This is a genomic window from Collimonas sp. OK607, from assembly GCF_900111995.1.
Taxonomy (GTDB): Bacteria; Pseudomonadota; Gammaproteobacteria; order Burkholderiales; family Burkholderiaceae_D; genus Collimonas.
In genome coordinates, this window is record NZ_FOKF01000008.1 from 57,987 (window position 1) to 79,523 (window position 21,537).

The window sequence follows — 21,537 nt, forward strand, 5'->3', positions numbered from 1 at the left end:
ATGCTGCTATGGCTGGCACAAAATTTTCAGCAGGATTTCAGTTTCCTGCGCGTCTTCAACTTCATCACCTTCCGCGCGGTGTTCGCGACGTTGACGGCGTTGATGATCGGCTTGATCGCGGGGCCTGGCGTGATCCGCATGCTGGCGCGCCTGAAAGTTGGGCAAGCGGTGCGTACCGACGGCCCGCAAACGCACTTGATTAAATCCGGCACGCCGACCATGGGTGGCGTGCTGATCCTGATTGCAATCGGTATTTCGACTTTGCTGTGGAGCGACCTGAGTAACCGTTTCGTCTGGATCGTACTGGTGGTCACGCTGGGTTTCGGCACCATCGGCTGGGTCGACGATTACCGCAAGGTGGTCTACAAGGATCCGAACGGCATGCGTTCGCGCGAGAAGTATTTCTGGCAATCCGTGATTGGCGTGGTGGCGGCGATTTACCTGGCGTTCTCGGTATCGGCGCCGAACAATACCCAGGTTTGGGACTTGTTCGTGGCCTGGGTCGAATCCGGTTTCAGCCTGGATCTGCCGCCGAAAGCCGACCTGATCGTACCGTTTTTCAAGACCGTCAGTTATCCGCTGGGCGTCTGGGGGTTCATGGCGTTGACCTATTTCGTCATCGTTGGCACCAGCAACGCCGTCAACCTGACCGATGGCCTGGATGGCTTGGCGATCATGCCTACCGTGATGGTAGGTGCTGCGCTCGGACTATTCGCTTATTTGACCGGTAACGTGACTTTCGCCAGGTACTTGCTGATACCGCATATTCCCGGGGCCGGCGAACTGTTGATTTTCTGCGGCGCGATGGCTGGCGCCGGACTCGCCTTCCTTTGGTACAACGCTTACCCGGCTCAGGTATTCATGGGCGACGTTGGCGCGCTGGCTTTGGGCGGTGCCCTGGGCACCGTGGCGGTGATCGTGCGCCAGGAAATCGTGCTGTTCATTATGGGTGGTATTTTCGTGGTCGAAACTTTATCGGTCATGTTGCAGGTAATCTACTTCAAGTACACGAAGAAGCGTTTCGGCGTTGGCCGCCGCGTCTTGCTGATGGCGCCTTTGCACCATCACTATGAACAAAAAGGCTGGAAAGAAACCCAGGTCGTGGTGCGTTTCTGGATCATCTCGATGATGCTGGTGTTGTTTGGGCTTTCAACTCTGAAGCTTAGGTAGTGCTCAGGTAGTGATACTGTAGAAAGTAAGCGTCAATGAACTATACGGGTAAACATGTTCTGGTATTAGGGCTCGGAGAATCGGGCCTGGCATCCGCATTGTGGCTGGCACATTGCGGTGCGACAGTGCGCGTGGCCGACACGCGCAGTGCACCGGAACGCCTGCCGCTGTTGCAACAGGCAATCCCGGCAGTGGAATTCATCGCCTCTGGCGAGGACGGCAGCTTCGCTATCAGTCTGCTGGACGGCATCGACTTTGTTGTGACCAGCCCGGGGCTGGCGCCGAACCGTGAGCTGAAAGATATTCAGTCTGCGGCGACCGACCGTGATATTCCGGTGTGGGGCGAAATCGAAGTGTTTGCGCAAGCCCTGGCGGCATTGCGCGAGAGTCACGCCTATACACCGAAAGTGATTGCCATCACCGGCACCAATGGCAAAACCACCGTCACTAGCCTCACCGGTTTGCTGTGCGAACGCGCCGGCTTGACGGTGCAAGTGGCGGGCAACATCAGCCCGGCTGCACTGGACGTGTTGCGTAGCGCATTGGAGAAAGATGCTTTGCCGCAGGTCTGGGTGCTGGAACTGTCCAGTTTCCAATTGCATGCAACCTGCAATCTGCATGCAGATGCCGCGACCATCTTGAATATCACCCAGGATCACCTGGACTGGCACGGCGACATGGAATCCTATGCGGCCGACAAGGCGCGCATTTTCAGTGCCAATACCGTACGGGTGTTAAATCGCGACGATCCTCTGACGATGCAATTCAAGACTGGCAACAGTATCAGTTTTGGTTTTGACGAGCCGGTTGAAGGCGATTGTTTTGGTTTGGTCAGCGATAACGGCATGCAATGGCTGTCGGTAGCTGTGCCAGGCGACGAAGAAGAACGAGTAGAGAAACGGCGAAGCAAGAAAGAACAACTTGCCTTGCTGCCGGTTTCGGTCAAGCGCTTGATGCCGGCTGACGCCTTGCGGATTCGCGGCCGTCACAATGCGGCCAACGCCCTGGCGGCATTGGCATTGTGCCGTGCGATCGACTTACCATTTGCGCCGTTGCTGCATGGTTTGCGCGAGTATCACGGCGAGCCGCATCGGGTCGAACTGGTGACAACGATTGGCGGCGTCGAATATTACGACGACAGCAAAGGCACCAATGTCGGCGCTACGGTAGCGGCCTTGAACGGATTGGGACGCGGTTCCGATGGCGACGGTAATGCCAGCCGGTTGTTGCTGATCGCCGGCGGCGACGGCAAAGGACAGGATTTCACCCCGCTGGCGGCGCCGCTGGCTGCCTATGGCCGCGCGCTGCTGTTGATTGGCCGCGACGCACCTGCAATTCGCGCCGCGGTGGAAAGCCATGCGGCAGGTCTCGACATCATTGCCTGCACCACGCTGGAAGAGGCCGTAACGCGCGCCGCCGAGCTGGCGCATCCCGGCGATGCCGTGTTGCTGTCGCCGGCGTGCGCCAGTCTCGACATGTTCCGCAATTACGCCCATCGTGCGCAGGTATTCGTCGATGCGGTACGTGAACTGGCTCTGTCGCGCGGTGAGGTCGGTCTATGAAATTCGCCTTTCCATCATTTTCAGCCAAGCCTGCGGCCAGTGCGCCGTCGCGGCCGCGCACGCTCGACAGCCAGAAGCCTGGTGTCCAGCGTTCGAAAATGATGGAGTACGACCAGCCGTTGGTATGGGTGGTCGTAATGCTGATGCTGTTCGGACTGGTGATGGTGTACTCGGCCTCGATTGCATTGCCGGACTCGCCCAAGTATTCGAATTACACGAATGCCCATTTCCTGATACGGCAGGCGATCTTTATCTGCGTCTCGCTGGCTGCGGGGTTGGTGACGTTCCGGATTCCGATAGCTACCTGGCAGCGCTGGGCGCCGTATCTGTTCGTGATTACCCTGATCTTGCTGGCGATGGTGCTGGTGCCGGGATTGGGGCGCGGCGTCAACGGCGCCAAGCGCTGGCTGTCGTTCCGGGTGTTCAATTTGCAACCGTCGGAATTGATGAAGCTGTTCATTGTCCTGTACGCAGCCAACTACACGGTGCGCAAACAGGAAGTGATGCACAAGCTGACCAAAGGGTTTTTGCCCATGACTGCCGCAGTCGGGCTGGTCGGCTTGCTGCTGATGCTGGAGCCGGATCTGGGCGCGCTCGGTGTGATCGTTTGCATCGCCATGGGAATTCTGTTTTTAGGCGGGATCAACGGCATCTGGTTCGGCGGCATAGGCGCCATGCTGGCAGGCATGTTCACTTTGGTGATCTGGCTGTCGCCATGGCGGCGTGAGCGGATCTTTGCCTATCTGAATCCGTGGGCGGAAGAAAATGCCCTGGGCAAGGCTTACCAGTTGTCGCATTCACTGATCGCATTCGGGCGCGGCGAATTGTTTGGCGTCGGCCTTGGGGCCAGCGTCGAAAAACTGCACTATCTGCCGGAAGCCCATACCGATTTCTTGCTGGCGGTGATTGGCGAAGAGTTAGGTTTTGCCGGCGTGCTGGTGGTGGTCATGCTGTTTTACTGGATCATCAAGCGCGCGTTTGAAATCGGCCGTCAGGCGATCGCCATGGATCAGACTTTTGCCGGCCTGACTGCCAAGGGCATCGGCATCTGGATCGGGGTGCAGACCTTCATCAACATGGGTGTCAACCTGGGTTTGCTGCCGACCAAGGGCTTGACCTTGCCGCTGATGAGCTACGGTGGTTCCGGGGTGCTGATCAATTGCATCGGTTTGGCGATCTTGCTGCGTATCGATTACGAGAATCGGGTTCTGATGCGCGGAGGCCGGGCATGAGCTCCAGCACAACCAACGCAAAACGTCTACTGATCATGGCGGCGGGAACCGGCGGCCACATATTTCCGGGCCTGGCGATTGCAGACACCATGCGCGCGCGCGGCTGGCAAGTGAGCTGGCTTGGAACCACTCACGGCATGGAGTGCGATCTGGTGCCGCAGCATGGCATCGAGATGGACAAGATTATTTTTTCCGGCTTGCGCGGCAAAGGCCTGGCGCATACGTTGCGTGGAGCCTGGCGCATGCTGCTGAGTTTCCCGGCCTGCTTCCGTATCCTGGGCCGGCGCCAGGCCGATGTAGTGCTGGGCATGGGTGGTTATGTGACAGTACCGGGCGGCGCAATGGCGCGTCTGCGCGGCGTGCCGTTGGTGCTGGTGAATGCCGATGCGGCCTTGCTGTTATCGAACAAGACCCTGACGCCGCTGGCGCAACGGGTGTTGTTCGGCTTTCCGGCAGATTTCGGACGTGCGGCAAGCAAAGCGCTGGTCACCGGCAATCCGGTACGCAAGGAAATCCTGGCGTTACCGTTGCCGGCAGAACGCTATAGCGGCCGCATCGGCCCATTGCGTCTGCTGGTGGTGGGCGGCAGCCTGGGTGCCAAGGCGCTCAACGATTGTTTGCCGGCAGCCCTGGCTTTGATACCGGCCGATTTGCGGCCAAGCATCACGCATCAATCCGGCAAGCAGCATATCGATGCCTTGCGTAGCGCTTATGCAGCGGCCGGGGTAACAGCAGAGGTTGTGGCGTTTATCGACGATATGCCGCGCCGTTACGCTGATGCCGATCTCGTAATTTGCCGGGCCGGGGCGATTACGGTCTCGGAACTGACCGCGGCCGGCGTCGCCAGCGTACTGGTGCCGCTGGTGGCATCGACTACTTCGCACCAGCGCGACAATGCACGCTGGATGGCGACACAGAAAGCGGCGATTCATTTACCGCAAACAGATTTAAGCAAAGAGCGCCTGGCCGCGTTGTTGACGCGGATCTCGCGTCAGGACTGCCAAACGATGGCGCAGGCAGCATATGAAAACGGCCGGCGCGATGCCAATCAGGCGATCGCGCAGGTTCTTGAAGAATTAGCAGGTGACGTATGAAACATAAAGTTAAGAATATCCATTTTGTAGGTATCGGCGGTAGCGGCATGAGTGGCATCGCAGAGGTGCTGTTGAATCTCGGTTACACGATTTCCGGCTCCGATCTCGGCAGCAATGCGGCTACCCGGCGCTTGGTAAGCTTGGGAGCCAAAATCAGCAAAGGGCACGCGGCGGCAAATATTGATCAGGCGCACGCGATCGTCACTTCGACAGCGGTGCAAGCGGATAACCCGGAAGTGGTTGCTGCGCGTGAAAAGCATATTCCTATCGTGCCACGCGCAGTCATGCTGGCGGAGTTGATGCGCCTCAAGCGCGGCATCGCGATTGCCGGCACGCACGGCAAGACCACCACCACCAGCCTGGTGGCGAGTGTGCTGGCGCAAGGCGGCCTGGATCCGACTTTCGTGATCGGCGGCCGCCTCACCAGTGCCGGCGCCAATGCCAAATTGGGTTCTGGCGACTTTATCGTGGCCGAAGCCGATGAATCGGACGCTTCGTTCCTGAATCTGTCGCCGGTGATCGAAGTGATCACCAATATCGACGCCGATCATATGGATACCTATGATCACGATTTCAACAAATTGAAGCAGGCCTTTGTCGAATTCACCCAGCGCCTGCCGTTTTATGGCGTGGCGGTGTTGTGCATGGATGACGCCAATGTGCGCGAAATCATGCCGCAGATTTCCAAGCTGATTACTACCTACGGTTTCCATGAAGATGCCGATGTGCGCGCCATCGATGCCAAGGCAGTGGCCGGCCACATGCAATTCACGGTGATTCAAAAAGGTTTTGCGCCAATGCCGATCAGCCTGAACCAACCTGGCATGCACAATGTCCAGAACGCCTGTGCAGCGATTGCGATCGCACGTGAGCTGGGCGTTGCGGACACTGCGATTCAGCAGGCGTTGACAGAATTTAACGGCGTTGGCCGGCGCTTCACGCGTTACGGCGAAATCAAACTGCAGGACGCCGCCGGTAAGCCGAACGGTGAATTTGCGCTGGTCGACGATTACGGCCACCACCCGGTGGAAACCGCAGCGACGATTTCGGCGGCGCGCGGCGCCTATCCTGGACGCCGTCTGGTGCTGGTGTTCCAGCCGCATCGTTACACCCGTACCCGCGATTTGTTTGAAGATTTTGTCAAAGTACTGTCTACGGTTGACGTGCTGGTGCTGGCGGAGGTGTATGCCGCCGGCGAAGCGCCGATCGTGGCGGCCGACGGCCGCGCCCTGGCGCACGCCTTGCGGGTAGCCGGCATGGCTGAGCTGGTATTTGTGGAAGACATCAACGATATGCCGGCGTCGATTTTGAACATCGCGCGCGACGGCGATGTGGTGATGACGATGGGAGCAGGCTCGATTAGCGGAGTTCCTGGCAAGTTGGCGCAACTGATAGAGCAATAGGCAAGAGTAAAGACATGAGCAAAAAAATGACAGGTCATCAATTCGGAAAAGTCGGCGTGCTGTTCGGCGGGCGTTCGGCCGAGCGCGAAGTTTCCATCATGTCTGGAACGGGCGTGTTGCAAGCTTTGAAAAGCCGCGGTGTCGACGCCCATCTATTCGATCCGGGCGAGCGTAACCTGGCGGAACTGGCGGCGGAAAAATTCGATCGCGTGTTTATCGCCCTGCACGGCCGTTATGGCGAAGACGGTACGCTGCAAGGCGCGCTGGAACAGTTAGGCATTCCCTACACCGGTCCGGGTGTGATGGCGTCCGCGATTGCGATGGACAAGGTCATGACCAAGCGTGTCTGGCAAAGCATGGCATTGCCGACGCCGCGTTTCATTGTTCTGGATGCTCATAGCGCGACGCGCGAAGAGTTGCGTCAGGTACCGGACGTGCTGGGTTTGCCGCTGATGCTGAAAGCGCCGCATGAAGGTTCGACCATCGGCATCAGCAAGGTCGTCGGCTATTCAGACATGAGCGAGGGTTTTGCACTGTGCGCCAAATTCGATGAGGTGGTGCTGGCTGAGGAATTCATTGCCGGACGCGAGTTGACGGTGCCGGTGTTGGGCGCTGGACGTAATGCCCGTGCCTTGCCCGTCGTCGAGATCCGTGCGCCGGACGGCAATTACGATTATCAGCATAAATATTTTACCGACGATACCAAGTATCTGTGCCCGGCGCCGCTGGATGAAGCCTTGACACAGCGCATACAGTCGCTGGCAGTGCAGGCATTCAACGCCCTCGGATGCGAAGGCTGGGCGCGGGTCGATTTCATGTTGCGTTCATCGGATAACGAACCGTTCCTGCTGGAGATCAACACTTCACCAGGCATGACCGGCCATTCGCTGGTGCCGATCGCGGCCAAGGCGGACGGCGTCAGTTACGAAGATCTGTGCGTCGAAATATTGAAGTCGGCCTCGCTGGATTTGAAGCCGTCGAAAGACTGGAAGCCGGATTGATTCCGGTTTGAAAAAGAAAGCGTAAATATTTATTTTAAGAATTAACTAACGATCCAAGCGATAAAGTCGATAACCATGTGGCAAGACATCAAAATGTTGAACGCGATCTCCGGCGCCTTGCTGGGACTGGCTGCGCTCGCATTGCTGGCGTCTGGCGTCTGGTGGCTGGCGCAGCGCCCGATGTTTACCCTGAAGACGATTCGGATTGAAGCTGCCGGGAAGAGCGAACTGCGGCGCGTCAATCCATTAATCATCCGGGCCAGCGCACTGCCTCGCATCAAGGGTAATTTTTTTACCGCCAACCTGGATACGGTGCGTACCGCTTTCGAGTCGGTGCCGTGGGTGCGCAAGGCAGCGGTGCAACGTGAATGGCCGAACACGTTGATCGTGACGATTGAAGAGCATCAGCCGCTGGCGACATGGGACGATGACGGCCGTCTGCTGTCGGTGTATGGCGATTTGTTTACCGCCAACCTGGACGAAGCGGAAGAAGACGGCGAGTTATTGCGCATGTCGGGTCCGAAAGGCAGCGAGAAAGATGTAACGGCGCGCCTGGCCGATTTCCGCTCATGGTTTGCGCCGCTGAAACTGAGTCCGGTTGAGGTGGAGTTGTCCACGCGTTATGCATGGACTGTGAAACTGAACAACGGCATGACGGTAGAGCTGGGGCGAGAGCAGAACAAGAGCACGCTGAAAGACCGCGTGGCACGACTGGTGCAGATCTATCCGCAACTGCTGTCGCGTTTGCAGAACCGGATTGAAAGTGTAGATATGCGGTATCCGAATGGCTTGGCGCTGAAGGCGAGCGGCATGTCGAGCGGATTGGGAAGCAAGAAAAAATAAGCGAAACACTATGACAAAAGACGCAAAAAATTTGATCGTCGGTCTCGACATCGGTACCTCCAAAGTGGTGGCCGTGGTTGCCGAGGTATTGTCCGACGGGCGCCATGAAGTCATCGGCCTGGGCCAGGCTGAATCCAAGGGGCTGAAAAAGGGCGTGGTGGTGAATATCGAAGCCACCGTCGAGTCTATCCAGCGCGCGTTGGAAGAGGCTGAGCTGATGGCCGACTGCAAGATCCGCAATGTCTACACCGGGATCGCGGGCAGCCATATCCGCAGCTTCAATTCCAGCGGTATGGTGGCGATCAAGGACAAGGAAGTCAGCGCAGCCGACGTCTCGCGCGTTATAGAAACGGCCAAGGCAGTCAATATTCCTACCGACCAGCAATTGCTGCATACCGTGCCGCAGGAATTTATTGTCGATAGCCAGGAAGATGTGCGTGAACCAATCGGCATGAGCGGCATCCGACTGGAAGTGAAAGTACACATCGTCACCGGTGCGGTATCGGCGGTACAGAACATCGTCAAGTGTATCCGACGCTGTGGACTGGAAGTGTCGGACCTGACCTTGCAGCCGCTGGCATCGGCAGATGCGGTACTTACATCTGACGAGAAAGAGTTGGGCGTGGTGCTGGTTGATATCGGTGGCGGGACTACCGACGTTGCGGTATTCACGGAAGGTGCGATCCGGCATACCGCGGTGATTCCGATTGCCGGCGACCAGATTACCAACGACATTGCGATGGCGCTGCGTACGCCGACCAATGAGGCAGAAGAAATCAAGCTGCGTTACGGCGTGGCCAAACAGATCCTGGCCGACCCGGGTGAAACGCTGGAAGTGCCTGGCCTGGGCGATCGCAATCCACGCACCTTGTCGCGCCAGGCTTTGGCGGCAGTGATCGAACCGCGCGTGGAAGAATTGTTCGCGCTGGTGCACCAGGTAGTGCGCGAGTCAGGGTATGAAGAGGTATTGTCGAGCGGTGTGGTGCTGACCGGCGGCTCGGCAATGATGCCCGGCATGATTGAACTGGCGGAGGATATTTTCCTCAAGCCTGCGCGCCTGGGCACTCCGGAGTATCACGGTCAGCTGGCTGATGTCGTGCGTAGCCCGCGTTATTCGACCGTACTGGGTTTGCTGCTGGAAGCAAAAAAACAGTACCTGCGTGGCTACATCGTGACACGTCAGGAAGGCTCGGCGAAGGCAATCTGGCAGCGTATGAAGGAGTGGTTCCTGGGTAATTTTTGATACGTTTTTTTATATTGCTGAGTTACGTTTATTTAGACCGTTTTTCAATACGAGATTTGTTTTTAACGTTGTTTGTGCAACACGCAGTTGTCAGTTGCTAGGCCTCACACAGCGTGATGCCTATTGACTGAATGCTGCATCTTTATGAGGAAATATCATGGAAATCGATATGCTTGACAATGCAACTTTGGGCACCGTGATTAAAGTCGTCGGTGTCGGTGGCGCTGGTGGTAATGCGGTCCAACATATGATCAACAAGGGTGTGTCCGGCGTGGAGTTCATTGCCGCTAACACTGATGCACAGGCGCTTAAGCAATCGAAGGCGCATAACGTTATCCAGATCGGCGAGACCGGCCTGGGTGCCGGTATGAAGCCGTCGGTTGGCCGCCAGCTGGCCGAAGAATCGCGTAGCCGCATCGAAGATGCACTGCGCGGTGCGCACATGGTGTTCATCGCCGCAGGCATGGGCGGCGGCACCGGCACCGGTGCTGCACCGGTGGTGGCGCAGATCGCCAAGGAGCAAGGCGCGCTGACGGTGGCGGTGGTGTCGAAGCCATTCTCCTACGAAGGCCAGAAGTGCATGGACATCGCCGATGAAGGTCTGGAAGCATTGTCCCAGCATGTCGATTCGCTAATCATCATTCTCAACGAAAAACTCGAAGAGATTTATGAAGACGACAGCATGATGGAGTGGCTGCAACACGCCGACGACGTCCTCAACAATGCCGTTGCCGGGATCGCCGAAATCATCAACGTGCCTGGTCACATCAACGTCGACTTCAATGACGTCAAGACCATCATGGGCGAACAAGGCAAGGCAATGATGGGTACTGCTACTGCGCACGGCGTAGATCGCGCGCGTCTGGCAGCGGAGCAGGCAGTTGCTTCGCCGTTGTTGGATGGCATCGATTTGTCCGGCGCCCGAGGGGTGTTGGTCAACGTTACTGCCAGCCGCAGCCTGAAGGGTAAGGAAATCAAGGAAGTGATGGCAACCGTGCGTGCTTTTGCTGCGCCGGATGCATCGATTGCCCAAGGGATTGCCTACGACGAAACCATGGGCGACGATATCCGCGTCACCGTGGTGGCAACCGGCCTCGGCCGTGCACGCAAGTCGGTGCAACTGGTGCAAGCACCGATGATGCGTACCGGTACCCACAACGAGCCGATGATGCATGGCCAGGCTTCGGTGGGACATGGCAGCTCTTCGTTCGAAGGCATGAAGGCGCCGGCGGTATGGCGTCGTGAATCGGCTTCCGACACGGTGCGGGCTTTGGAAAAGAACGGTATGGAAACCTACGACATCCCGGCTTTCTTGCGCAAGCAGGCCGACTAAATCCAGGTTGTTCTGACCGGCGCTGATGACGGGATCAAATACCCGCTATCAGCGTCAGCGTTCTGCATGAATTTGCGGAACAAGGCATACTGCGGGTTCCACGCCGCGTCGAAAGGCGCGGCGTTTTCTTTTGTGGGATCCACAGACATTCGATGTCTCTGAGATGTGGCAAAGCGGTTCAATTAACCGTTGTGCCGAGAGTTTCAGGGGCGCCATCAATTACCTAGACAAGGACTACATCATGACTATCAAGATCGGCGATCACCTGCCAGAAGGCAAATTAGCAGAATTCATCGAAACCGAAACCGAAGGTTGCGCACTTGGACCAAATACGTTCAATGTCAGCGATCTGGTTAAAGGTAAGAAAATCGCTTTGTTCGCGGTACCTGGCGCTTTCACGCCGACTTGTTCGGCCAAGCATCTGCCAGGCTATATCCAGCACGCAGCGGAATTCAAGGCTAAGGGCGTAGATGAGATCTGGGCGATTTCGGTCAATGACGCGTTCGTCATGGGTGCCTGGGGTCGTGATCAGAAAGCCACCGGCATCGTGCGTTTGCTGGCCGACGGCAATGCTGATTTCGTCAAAGCACTGGGCCTCGACGCCGATTTCGGCAAGTTCGGCATGGGCGTGCGTTCGCAACGTTTCTCGGCGCTGATCGACGACGGCGTGGTCACGCAGCTGAACGTTGAGCAAGGCGGCAAGTTTGAAGTGTCCAATGCAGAAACCCTGCTGGCGCAACTGGCTTAAACTGCATTATCGGCTGTAGGCAAGGCGGCGCTGGCCTGAAGGCTAGCGCCGCTTTTCAATTGTATGGACAGAAACATCAAATACGTGAAGTCGTGTTTTTTACCCCACACTGGCTACACATCGTTACAGAATAATTATCAGTCAGATTTATAATGTCATCATGTTGAAACAACGCACTATCAAGAAAATTGTCAAAACGACAGGCATTGGCGTCCATTCCGGCACCAAGGTCGAGCTGACCCTGCGTCCGGCCGCCGTCGACACCGGAATCATTTTCCGTCGTGTCGATATTGACCCGGCTGTCGACCTCCCAGCAAAAGCTACCGAAGTCGGCGATACGCGCATGGCCTCGGTGCTGGTCAAAGACGGGGTGCGGGTATCGACCATCGAGCATTTGATGTCTGCCTGCTCCGGGCTTGGCATTGATAATCTGTATGTCGACGTGACGGCCGAAGAAATTCCCATCATGGACGGCTCGGCATCGTCGTTCGTGTTTTTGCTACAGCAGGCCGGGCTGGAAGAGCAGGGCGCCGCCAAGAAATTCGTCCGCATCAAAAAATCCGTTGAAGTCCGCGAAGGCCAGGGCGACCGTGAAAAATGGGCGCGGCTGGATCCTTGCAATGGTTTCAAGCTCAAGTTCTTTATCGAATTCAATCACCCGGCAGTGGATGGCACCGGCCAGACCGCCGAGGTCGATTTCAGTATCCAGTCGTATGTGAAAGAAATCGCGCGCGCGCGTACCTTCGGCTTTATGCAAGATGTGGAAACCATGCGCGGCCTGGGACTGGCGCGCGGCGGTTCGCTGGAAAATGCGATCGTGATGGATGAATACCGGATCCTCAACAGCGACGGCTTGCGCTATGAAAACGAGTTCGTGCGCCACAAGATCCTGGACGCCATCGGCGACCTGTACCTGATCGGCCATCCGCTGCTGGCCAGTTACACTGCCCACAAGTCCGGCCACGGATTGAATAACCAGTTGTTGCGCGCTTTATTGGCTCAGCCGGATGCGTATGATGTGGTCAGCTTCGAGGAGTTAGCCGAGGCGCCAGGCGCCTACCAGCGCCAGGTCGGGCAAGAGTGGGCGTTGAATTGAATTTTTACCAAGTGTTTGTGTATAATGTCATTTTTACAAGATGGCATTATTCTTTGCCTGTAGCGATTCGATGATTTATTTCTTCTCGCTATAGCGTCTGACCATCGCTGCGATAGCATTTTTCAGTGCTTCGTTTGCAGCCGATGGCTCCAGTTCTTCCATCAACGAAGAGAATGCCGAAACCGCTTTGGATGAAAGCAGGGCTTGCTTGACGGCAGGTGCTTTCGTTAGGTTTTGGCTTACTTGCACTTTGATTCGGATTGCATTAATCTGCCAGTTTCCTGCTAGCAATTGGCTTTGCAAGCGTGGCAGTTGCTGCTTCAATTTGCTTGCAAGTGCGGCGTTGGGCGCGGATAGTACCAGTTGCCCGGCTTCGCATTGCAATACTTCGCAGGTACTGAACATGGCAGGCAATTCGGCGGCAATTTGCTTTTGCAGCGCCGCCATGCGTGTGACAGCAGGCAGCAATGCCGCCATCTTGTCATTTCCCCGTAAAAAATCGGTTGCGGCTTTTTGAGTCTGAGGCCTGGAGCCTGTTGTCGCTGGCCGGTAAGAAGAAGGTGAGAGAGTTGATGAGAGTCTGCGCATGATAGTGAAACCTTATCACACCTGTGACCAGGAGCCTATTGAGAATCAATTTGGGAGATGCGTTCAAACCAAAACGTGGGCTGGCAAGGCGCGTGGCGCAGCAGGGGCCGAGGCCCCTGCAAGCCATGCAACGCAGTCCAGCGCACGTTTTGGTTTGAACCCGGAGGGAACGAGCCGTAGGCGCCGCATGCCGTTGTTGCAACTCCTTGCCGTAGCACCGCTACGTCGCGTCGTTGCGCCTAGGCCTGCAACGCCTACGTCACGTTCGCACTCCCAAATTGACTCTCAACAGGCTCCAGTCAGGGCGTCACCGGAGCTGCAATGCAGGTAATTCTGTTGCACCCGCGTTTTAATCGCGCAAAATCCATCACTTTAGGCGCCAGGCACATCTCCTTGATGATCGCTGCCTTTCTATTGGCGGTATTGCTGGCGACCGGATTGCTGTATTTCCTCACGGCCCGCTACGCGGTCGGTTTGCCGTTTGCCGGCAAGGCTGCCAGCAGCTCTGCAGCCGGACCGCAGGACAAAGATAAATACCTGAAAGAAAACCTGGCGGCGATGGCCATCAAACTGGGTGAAATGCAGGCGCAGCTGATGCGCCTGGATGCGCTGGGCGAGCGGGTCCAGGGTTTAGCGGGCGTCAAGCCGGAAGAATTCAATTTCAAGGAGGCGCCCGGACGCGGCGGCGCCGAATTCAGCAGCCTGGATGACAGGCGCTCGCATGACATGAGCATGAGCGAGTTCCAGCAAGCGCTGGACGCCATGTCGCGCGATGTCGGTTATCGGGCCGATTATCTGAACGTGGTTGAAACCGTGCTGATGAGCGACCGCATCAAATCCAAGCTGTTGCCAACCAACCAGCCGGTTAACGTTAACTACAATTCATCAAGTTTTGGCTGGCGGCTCGATCCGTTTACCGGTCGCAGCGCATTTCATGAAGGGCTGGATTTTCCGGCATCGGTCGGCACCCCGATTGTCGCTGCTGCTGCGGGGGTGGTGATTGCTGCCGAATATCACCCGCAATACGGCAACATGCTCGATATCGACCACGGCAACGACATCATCACCCGTTATGCGCATGCGTCGAGGCTGCTGGTTAAAGTGGGCGACATTGTGCAGCGCGGCCAGCATATTGCCGATATCGGTACTACCGGGCGCTCTACCGGGCCGCATTTGCATTTCGAGGTAAGGATCAAAGGCGTGGCGCAGGATCCGCGCAAGTTCCTGAATGCCGGCACCGATCTGGCAAAGGCGGCAATATTGGCAGGAAAGTAAGGATATTGTTGTAATGCAAGCAGTATTGCCAGGAATAAGGTCAATGCGAGTGTCAATGCGACAGCCAATACGGCACAATTTGCGCAACTTGCTATTGTTTCCTGGCGCATAACCCCAATGTGTCGGGGACTGCATGATAAAATTCTCCGATTATTTATTTAGCCACAGCCCGGTTTCGTGTCCATTCACAAGATGCCACGGAATGCCGCCGGCGCTTTTTTTTAGAATCCAAGCATGTCATTACTGACCCAGATTTTCGGTAGCCGCAACCAGCGCCTGCTCAAACAATATAAAAAAGTCGTCCGACAAATTAATGCACTTGAACCGGCATTCGAAAAACTGTCCGATGCGGAGCTGCAGGCTAAAACCCCGGAGCTGAAGCAACGCATTGCCGGCGGCGAGAAGCTCGACGCTTTGTTGCCGGAAGCATTTGCAGTTTGCCGCGAAGCCGGCAAACGGGTATTGAAAATGCGCCACTTCGACGTCCAGTTGATCGGTGGCATGGTATTGCATTACGGGAAAATTGCCGAAATGGGCACCGGCGAAGGCAAGACGCTGATGGCGACCTTGCCAGCCTACCTGAATGCGCTGACCGGCAAGGGCGTGCACGTGGTGACCGTCAATGATTACCTGGCGCAGCGCGATGCGGAGTGGATGGGGCGCCTGTATGGCTGGCTCGGTCTGACTACCGGCGTCAACCTGTCGTCGGTTGAGCACGATGCCAAGCAAGTTGCTTACTCGGCTGCCATTACCTACGGCACCAACAACGAATTCGGTTTCGACTATCTGCGCGACAACATGGTGTACGACGCCACCGACCGCGTGCAACGTGCCCTGAATTTCGCTATCGTCGATGAAGTCGACTCGATCCTGATCGACGAAGCGCGTACCCCGCTGATCATTTCCGGCCAGGCTGAAAATCATACCGATCTGTATTACAAGATCAATGAAGTGCCGCCAATGCTGATTCAGCAAATCGGTGAAGAAACGCCGGATGGCAAGGGCAAGGTTGAAGTGCCTGGCGACTATACCAAGGATGAAAAAGCGCATCAGGTCCTGTTGACGGAAGCCGGCCACGAAAAAGCCGAGCAGATCCTCACCAATATGGGCTTGCTGGCAGAAGGCGCGTCGTTGTACGACGCTGCCAACATCAGCCTGATCCATCACCTGTACGCGGCACTGCGAGCCCATTCCCTGTACTTCAAGGATCAACACTACGTGGTGCAAAATGGCGAAATCGTCATTGTCGATGAATTCACCGGCCGCATGATGACTGGCCGTCGCTGGTCGGATGGTTTGCACCAGGCGGTCGAAGCAAAAGAAGGCGTCAAGATCCAGAACGAGAATCAGACCCTGGCCTCGATCACCTTCCAGAATTATTTCCGCATGTACGGCAAGCTGGCCGGCATGACCGGTACCGCCGATACCGAAGCGTACGAATTCCAGGAAATCTACGGTCTGGAAACCGTGGTAATCCCGCAAAATCGTCCGAATCAGCGTAAGGACCGGCAGGATCAGGTCTACAAGACTGCGCAGGAAAAATACATGGCGATGCTGAAGGATATTCAGGATTGCTACGAGCGTGGACAGCCGGTGCTGGTGGGTACCACCTCGATCGAAAATTCGGAATTGCTGGCCGGGATTCTGGCTAAGGCCAAGCTGCCGCACAATGTGCTGAACGCCAAGCAACATGCGCGCGAGGCGGAAATCATTGCACAGGCAGGCCGTCCGCAAGCGATCACTATCGCTACCAACATGGCCGGTCGTGGTACCGACATCGTGTTGGGCGGAAATGTCGAGAAACAAATCCAGTTCATCGAAGCCGATGCGGCGCTTAGCGAAACTGAAAAACAACTGCGCTCCGACAAGTTGCGCGATGAATGGCAATCGCTGCATGACCACGTGGTCAATTCGGGCGGCTTGCATATCATCGGTACCGAGCGTCATGAATCGCGCCGGGTGGATAACCAGTTGCGTGGCCGTGCCGCTCGCCAGGGCGATCCGGGTTCCTCGCGTTTCTACCTGTCGCTGGATGACGCTTTGCTGCGCATCTTCGCCGGCGACCGCGTGCGCGCCATCATGGATCGTCTGAAAATGCCGGAAGGCGAGCCGATCGAGGCTGGCATCGTATCGCGCTCGATTGAATCGGCGCAGCGCAAAGTTGAAGCGCGTAACTTCGATATTCGTAAGCAGTTGCTGGAATATGACGATGTCGCCAACGATCAGCGCAAAGTGATCTATCAGCAGCGTAATGAGCTGCTGGAATCGCAAGGCGTTTCCGAGACGGTTGCATCATTGCGTGAAGGCGTGCTGGATGACACCTTCCGCACCTACGTGCCGGAAGAGTCGCTCGAAGAGCAGTGGAATATTCCTGCGCTGGAAACAGCTTTGGCGAACGACCTGCATCTGGAAGTGCCGTTGGGCGAGATGTTGAAGGCGGAGCCGAACCTGACCGACGAGGAGCTGCTGGAGCGTGTGCTGACGGCGGCTAACACTACCTACGATGCCAAGACTGAAATCGTCGGCAAGGAATCGTTTGCCGGTTTCGAGCGTAGCGTCATGCTGCAAAGCGTCGACAGCCATTGGCGTGAACATCTGGCGGCACTGGACCATCTGCGCCAGGGGATTCATCTGCGCGGTTACGCGCAAAAGAATCCGAAGCAGGAATACAAGCGCGAAGCGTTTGAATTGTTCGGCCAGATGCTGGATCTGATCAAGAATGAAGTGGTCAAGGTGGTGATGACGGTACGCATCGAAAACCGTGAAGAAATTGCTGCTGCAGAAGAAGAGATGGCGCAATCCCACGTTGAAAATGTGCATTATCAACACGCTGATTTCGATCCAAGTGCAGCACCGGAAGCATTGCTGGCGCCAACTGCACATAGCGATGAGTCGCACCAGCAGGGCAATGCGGTACCGAAAGTCGGCCGTAACGACCCTTGCCCTTGCGGCAGTGGCAAGAAATACAAGCAATGCCACGGTCAACTGATGTAATCAGGAGTGATCGGTAGTAAGTAATAAGCAATAGCTAAAGCAGGGCGGGGAAACCCGCCCTTTGCTATTGTTGCAGCAGATTTACACGTGGTCTCGCCACACCCCTTCATACCCCTTAAAATAAACATTTTCCCGGCAAACCAACGCCGCCAACATTTACACCTAGTTAAGGATTCTCATGGCCGTCAATTCCCCTATTCCTGTCGCCGCCGACTTGCTGCCTGTAGCCGGCATCGAACTTGGTCACGCCGAGGCCGGTGTGCGTAAAGCGAATCGCAAGGACTTGCTGGTGATGAAGCTGGCGCCGACCGCGACGGTGGCCGGGGTATTCACGCAAAACCGTTTTTGCGCCGCGCCGGTGCAAGTGAGTAAAGCGCATTTGGCCGCCGCCGAGATTTCCGGCGAGCCGATCCGTGCGCTGCTGATCAATACCGGCAACGCCAACGCCGGCACCGGTGAGGCCGGCCTGGCGGCAGCCAATGCCACTTGCGATGCGCTGGCGGAATTGCTGGGCTGCCATGCGGCGCAGATATTGCCGTTCTCGACCGGGGTGATCCTTGAGCCGCTGCCGGTGGAGCGCGTTACCGCCGGTTTGCCACAGGCTATAGGTAACCTGAAGGGCGACAACTGGTTCAATGCCGCCGAGTCCATCATGACTACCGATACCCAGCCGAAAGCTGCTTCGCGCCGCCTGACGATCACCGGTAAAGCGGTAACGCTGTCGGGCATCAGCAAGGGGGCAGGCATGATCAAGCCGAATATGGCGACCATGCTCGGCTTCCTCGCTATCGATGCAAAAGTGGCGCAGCCGGTATTGGAGAAGATGGTGCGGCAGGCCGCCGACCGCTCGTTCAACTGCATCACTATCGATGGCGATACTTCGACCAACGATTCGTTCATGCTGATCGCCACCGGTGCCGGCGAACTGGAAGTCAATAGTGTCGACAGCCCGGAATATGCGGAGCTGGCAGCTGCCGTCACCGATATTTCCCAGCATCTGGCGCAAATGATCATTCGGGATGGCGAAGGCGCCACCAAGTTCATCACGGTTACCGTGGAGCAGGGCCAGGATGTTGCCGAATGCCGCAAGATCGCCTATTCGATCGCGCACTCGCCGCTGGTAAAGACGGCATTCTTTGCTTCAGATCCGAATCTCGGGCGGATTTTGGCGGCGATCGGCTATGCCGGTGTCGACGATCTGGATGTCAGTAAACTGGATATGTATCTGGATGACGTGTTGGTGGCCAAAAATGGTGGCCGCAATCCCGAATATCAGGAAGCTGACGGTCAGCGCGTAATGAAACAAAGCGAAATTACGGTACGGGTGCAGTTGGCGCGCGGCGATGCGGCGGCGACCATCTGGACTTGCGATTTATCGCATGACTATGTGTCGATTAACGCTGACTATCGTTCTTGATACTGTAGTTTTTTTGAAGATCAAGTGCCATCCCGGCCGGCTTCGGCCGGATGGTGGAGCTGCAAATCCGTTCCGACAAATAATATTCATCCAGCATCGTTTTGCTTTGCGTCAGAATGGGGTAATCATTCCATCCACTATCAACGCTATCAACGCTATCAACGCTATCAACGCTATCGACCTCCCTCAGCCATGACTCAATTAGATCAATTCCTACTCCGCGCCGAAGCCCTGCTAGGTCGCCTTGAATCCATTCTGCCGCCGGCCAAGGCGGCTCCCGACTGGCAGGCGGCAACAGCTTTTCGCTGGCGCCATCGTGGCGGATCGGCTGGCGGCTACTTGCAGGCGGTTGGCCATATCTCGGATATTGCGCTGGCAGACCTGCACAATATCGAAATACAAAAGCAGCAGATCGACCAGAATACCCGCCAGTTCGTCGATGGCAGGCCGGCGAATAATGTGCTGTTGACCGGTGCCCGCGGCACCGGCAAGTCGTCCTTGATCAAAGCTTGCCTGAACCAGTATGCATCCCAGGGTTTGCGTCTGATAGAGGTAGATAAGGACGATTTGGCGGCATTACCCGATATTGTCGATCTGGTGGCAGAGCGTCCTGAGCGCTTCATCATTTTTTGCGACGACCTTTCGTTTGAAGAGGGCGAGAGCGGTTACAAGGCACTCAAAGTCGCGCTCGACGGCAGCATCGCCGCGCAATCGGATAATGTGTTGATTTATGCAACTTCCAACCGTCGCCATTTGCTGCCGGAACGGATGTCCGACAACGCCACTTATAAAACTACCGAGGATGGTGACTTGCATCCGGGTGAAACCGTCGAGGAAAAGATTTCACTTTCCGAACGTTTTGGGCTGTGGGTGTCGTTTTACCCATTCAAGCAGGACGATTACCTGGATATCGTCAGCCATTGGCTAGGCCATTTCGGCTGCACAGCAGAGCAGATCGCCGAAGCCCGTGGCGACGCCTTGCGCTGGGCCTTGCAGCGGGCCTCGCGTTCGGGCCGGGTTGCATGGCAATTCGCGCGTGATTACGCTGGCCGGCTGCAGCAATCGTGAGCACGCTGGTCTCTCCTGAGCGGGTGCCGGTGAACGTGGCTGTGGGCATTCTGATGAAGCCTAACGGCGATGTGTTGCTGGGACAGCGGCCGGAAGGCAAGCCGATGGCGGGATATTGGGAGTTCCCGGGAGGGAAGGTAGAGTCCGGCGAGTCGATTTTCGATGCGCTCAAGCGCGAGCTGATGGAAGAGCTAGGGATTGAAATCGCCTCTGCGGAACCGTGGTGCGGGATTGAGCATCACTATCCGCATGCGCGGGTGCGCCTGCATTTCTACATTAGTCGTGAATGGCGTGGCGAGCCGCAAAGCCTGGAAGGGCAGGCGTTTTCCTGGCAAGGCAGTGTAGGCGTGGAGCCCCTGCTGCCGGCGGCGATCCCCTTGATTGAATGGCTGGACGAATGGCGCCGCGAGGGCGCTAACGTTTAATCTATCGGTAATGCTGGAACTACTGCGGCAGCTTGCCATCATCATCAATCTCATCCGGGGGATTGACTGCAGGGATCGCGTATTTCTCTTCAGCCCAGGCACCCAGGTCGATCTGCTTGCAGCGTTCCGAGCAAAAAGGTCGGAACTTGTTAGCTGCAATCCATTCAACTTTTATGCCGCAAGTCGGGCAATCAACGGTAGTAGTCATACAAATCTATCAAAAAACATTCGAAAACAATCGAAAAGCAGTTAAAAATTACAAAGAGTCAGCTCGAATGGTACATCGCCCTCGTACGCTTTGGGCTTCAGATCACCACCTTGCCTGGTAAAGCGCACCCACAACATGTATTTGTTGGCCGAAATTTCAGGGATGGCGGCGAGTTGCTCATCGATGATCAGGCGTAGCATCTGATAAGACTTCCCTTGCAGCATTTGCTGGTAACTGCCGTTTTGTGCGTCTATTTTTACCGAACTTCCGGTTTCCCGCAGCAATCGTAATACGATGCTGATCGCGTCGAACAAGGGCGCCAATGGCCCAAACCAGCCAATAATGTCGGCAAATCGTCGTTCCGCCGGATGTTGCTGCCAGGCGTAATACGAAGGCAAGTCGAATTCACAGGCGCCGCCGGGAATGATGGTGCGGCCGCGGATGCTCATCAACCATTCGTTCTCGCGTATATGCTGGCCGGTTTTCCCCTGGGTCGCCATGAGCGCGGTGCTGACCCTGTCGATCTCCTGCAAGATGGCGTCCAGCATATCGGGAGCGACGTTCGGATTGGATTTAAAGCCGAGCAGGGTTTGTTTTTGCCGTTCCAGTTCTTGCAGCAAATCCGATTTCAAATCGGCGCGTCCAGCGACCTCCAGCATCTCGAAAATGGTGGAGAGCGCGACATGGTGCTGTAACGGACTTTCCTGTTGTACGAAAAACCCAAATCTTTCGTGCAGGTCTTCCAGCCGCAACAGGGTGCGAATGCGCTCGTTGAAAGGATATTCGTAGACGATCAAAGTGACATCCCTTAAGAATTTGAGCCGGATAAGACATGAT

General features: G+C 56.4%; 19 protein-coding genes. 16 read left to right on the top strand and 3 right to left on the bottom strand.

All coding sequences use genetic code 11. The annotated features are described in order from the left end of the window. The 11 genes from mraY to lpxC all read left to right on the top strand — a co-directional run bounded on the left by mraY (position 1) and on the right by lpxC (position 12,725). Positions 1 to 1,170 carry a phospho-N-acetylmuramoyl-pentapeptide-transferase gene (mraY, locus tag BM029_RS07845; protein ID WP_092434416.1) on the top strand — a complete coding sequence of 390 codons (1,170 nt, stop codon included), beginning with the start codon at positions 1 to 3 and terminating at the stop codon, positions 1,168 to 1,170. Between the two features lie 35 nt (positions 1,171 to 1,205). Beyond that, positions 1,206 to 2,732 carry a UDP-N-acetylmuramoyl-L-alanine--D-glutamate ligase gene (murD, locus tag BM029_RS07850; protein ID WP_092434419.1) on the top strand — a complete coding sequence of 509 codons (1,527 nt, stop codon included), beginning with the start codon at positions 1,206 to 1,208 and terminating at the stop codon, positions 2,730 to 2,732. Further along, entirely contained in the window at positions 2,729 to 3,964 is a 1,236-nt protein-coding gene (gene ftsW / locus BM029_RS07855; protein ID WP_092434422.1) for a putative lipid II flippase FtsW, read from the top strand. Before murD ends, ftsW begins: the two co-directional genes overlap by 4 nt. Further along, positions 3,961 to 5,058: an undecaprenyldiphospho-muramoylpentapeptide beta-N-acetylglucosaminyltransferase gene (gene murG / locus BM029_RS07860; RefSeq protein ID WP_092434425.1), complete on the top strand. Its 1,098-nt coding sequence runs from the start codon at positions 3,961 to 3,963 to the stop codon at positions 5,056 to 5,058. Before ftsW ends, murG begins: the two co-directional genes overlap by 4 nt. Next, positions 5,055 to 6,461 carry a UDP-N-acetylmuramate--L-alanine ligase gene (murC, locus tag BM029_RS07865; protein ID WP_092434430.1) on the top strand — a complete coding sequence of 469 codons (1,407 nt, stop codon included), beginning with the start codon at positions 5,055 to 5,057 and terminating at the stop codon, positions 6,459 to 6,461. The genes murG and murC overlap by 4 nt, the downstream gene beginning before the upstream one ends. A 14-nt stretch (positions 6,462 to 6,475) precedes the next feature. Further along, complete coding sequence (locus BM029_RS07870) at positions 6,476 to 7,462, top strand: D-alanine--D-alanine ligase (protein WP_092434435.1); 987 nt, start codon at positions 6,476 to 6,478, stop codon at positions 7,460 to 7,462. A 75-nt stretch (positions 7,463 to 7,537) separates the two neighbouring features. After that, entirely contained in the window at positions 7,538 to 8,305 is a 768-nt protein-coding gene (locus BM029_RS07875) for a cell division protein FtsQ/DivIB (RefSeq protein WP_092434438.1), read from the top strand. A 10-nt stretch (positions 8,306 to 8,315) separates the two neighbouring features. Next, entirely contained in the window at positions 8,316 to 9,548 is a 1,233-nt protein-coding gene (gene ftsA, locus BM029_RS07880; protein WP_092415167.1) for a cell division protein FtsA, read from the top strand. Positions 9,549 to 9,705: 157 nt separating this feature from the next. Then, a complete protein-coding gene (gene ftsZ / locus BM029_RS07885) occupies positions 9,706 to 10,881 on the top strand; it encodes a cell division protein FtsZ (RefSeq protein ID WP_092355524.1) in 1,176 nt (391 codons plus the stop codon). A gap of 241 nt (positions 10,882 to 11,122) precedes the next feature. Then, on the top strand, positions 11,123 to 11,629 hold the full coding sequence (locus tag BM029_RS07890; protein ID WP_092434623.1) for a peroxiredoxin: 507 nt from the start codon (positions 11,123 to 11,125) through the stop codon (positions 11,627 to 11,629). 160 nt (positions 11,630 to 11,789) lie between these two features. After that, on the top strand, positions 11,790 to 12,725 hold the full coding sequence (gene lpxC / locus BM029_RS07895; protein ID WP_092434442.1) for a UDP-3-O-acyl-N-acetylglucosamine deacetylase: 936 nt from the start codon (positions 11,790 to 11,792) through the stop codon (positions 12,723 to 12,725). 75 nt (positions 12,726 to 12,800) lie between these two features. Here the strand turns inward: lpxC and BM029_RS07900 are convergent, their stop codons facing one another. After that, positions 12,801 to 13,202, bottom strand: a complete 402-nt coding sequence (locus BM029_RS07900; RefSeq protein ID WP_371329099.1) for a hypothetical protein — start codon at positions 13,200 to 13,202, stop codon at positions 12,801 to 12,803. A gap of 432 nt (positions 13,203 to 13,634) precedes the next feature. Between BM029_RS07900 and BM029_RS07905 the strand changes: the two genes are divergently transcribed. From BM029_RS07905 to mutT, 5 genes are all read left to right on the top strand, one after another. Next, entirely contained in the window at positions 13,635 to 14,588 is a 954-nt protein-coding gene (locus BM029_RS07905; RefSeq protein WP_092434447.1) for a M23 family metallopeptidase, read from the top strand. Positions 14,589 to 14,822: 234 nt separating this feature from the next. Next, positions 14,823 to 17,582, top strand: coding sequence for a preprotein translocase subunit SecA (gene secA / locus BM029_RS07910; protein WP_092434450.1), 2,760 nt, complete (start codon positions 14,823 to 14,825; stop codon positions 17,580 to 17,582). Positions 17,583 to 17,760: 178 nt separating this feature from the next. Beyond that, positions 17,761 to 18,999, top strand: a complete 1,239-nt coding sequence (argJ, locus tag BM029_RS07915) for a bifunctional glutamate N-acetyltransferase/amino-acid acetyltransferase ArgJ (protein WP_092434452.1) — start codon at positions 17,761 to 17,763, stop codon at positions 18,997 to 18,999. A 192-nt stretch (positions 19,000 to 19,191) separates the two neighbouring features. Beyond that, complete coding sequence (locus BM029_RS07920; protein WP_092434455.1) at positions 19,192 to 20,067, top strand: ATP-binding protein; 876 nt, start codon at positions 19,192 to 19,194, stop codon at positions 20,065 to 20,067. Then, positions 20,064 to 20,492, top strand: coding sequence for an 8-oxo-dGTP diphosphatase MutT (gene mutT, locus BM029_RS07925; protein WP_256381602.1), 429 nt, complete (start codon positions 20,064 to 20,066; stop codon positions 20,490 to 20,492). The genes BM029_RS07920 and mutT overlap by 4 nt, the downstream gene beginning before the upstream one ends. Before the next feature lie 19 nt (positions 20,493 to 20,511). On the opposite strand, the gene BM029_RS07930 is transcribed toward mutT, so the two are convergent. Next, complete coding sequence (locus tag BM029_RS07930) at positions 20,512 to 20,700, bottom strand: DNA gyrase inhibitor YacG (protein WP_092415183.1); 189 nt, start codon at positions 20,698 to 20,700, stop codon at positions 20,512 to 20,514. Between the two features lie 41 nt (positions 20,701 to 20,741). Next, positions 20,742 to 21,497: a cell division protein ZapD gene (gene zapD / locus BM029_RS07935; protein ID WP_092434458.1), complete on the bottom strand. Its 756-nt coding sequence runs from the start codon at positions 21,495 to 21,497 to the stop codon at positions 20,742 to 20,744. Positions 21,498 to 21,537 lie beyond the last annotated feature (40 nt).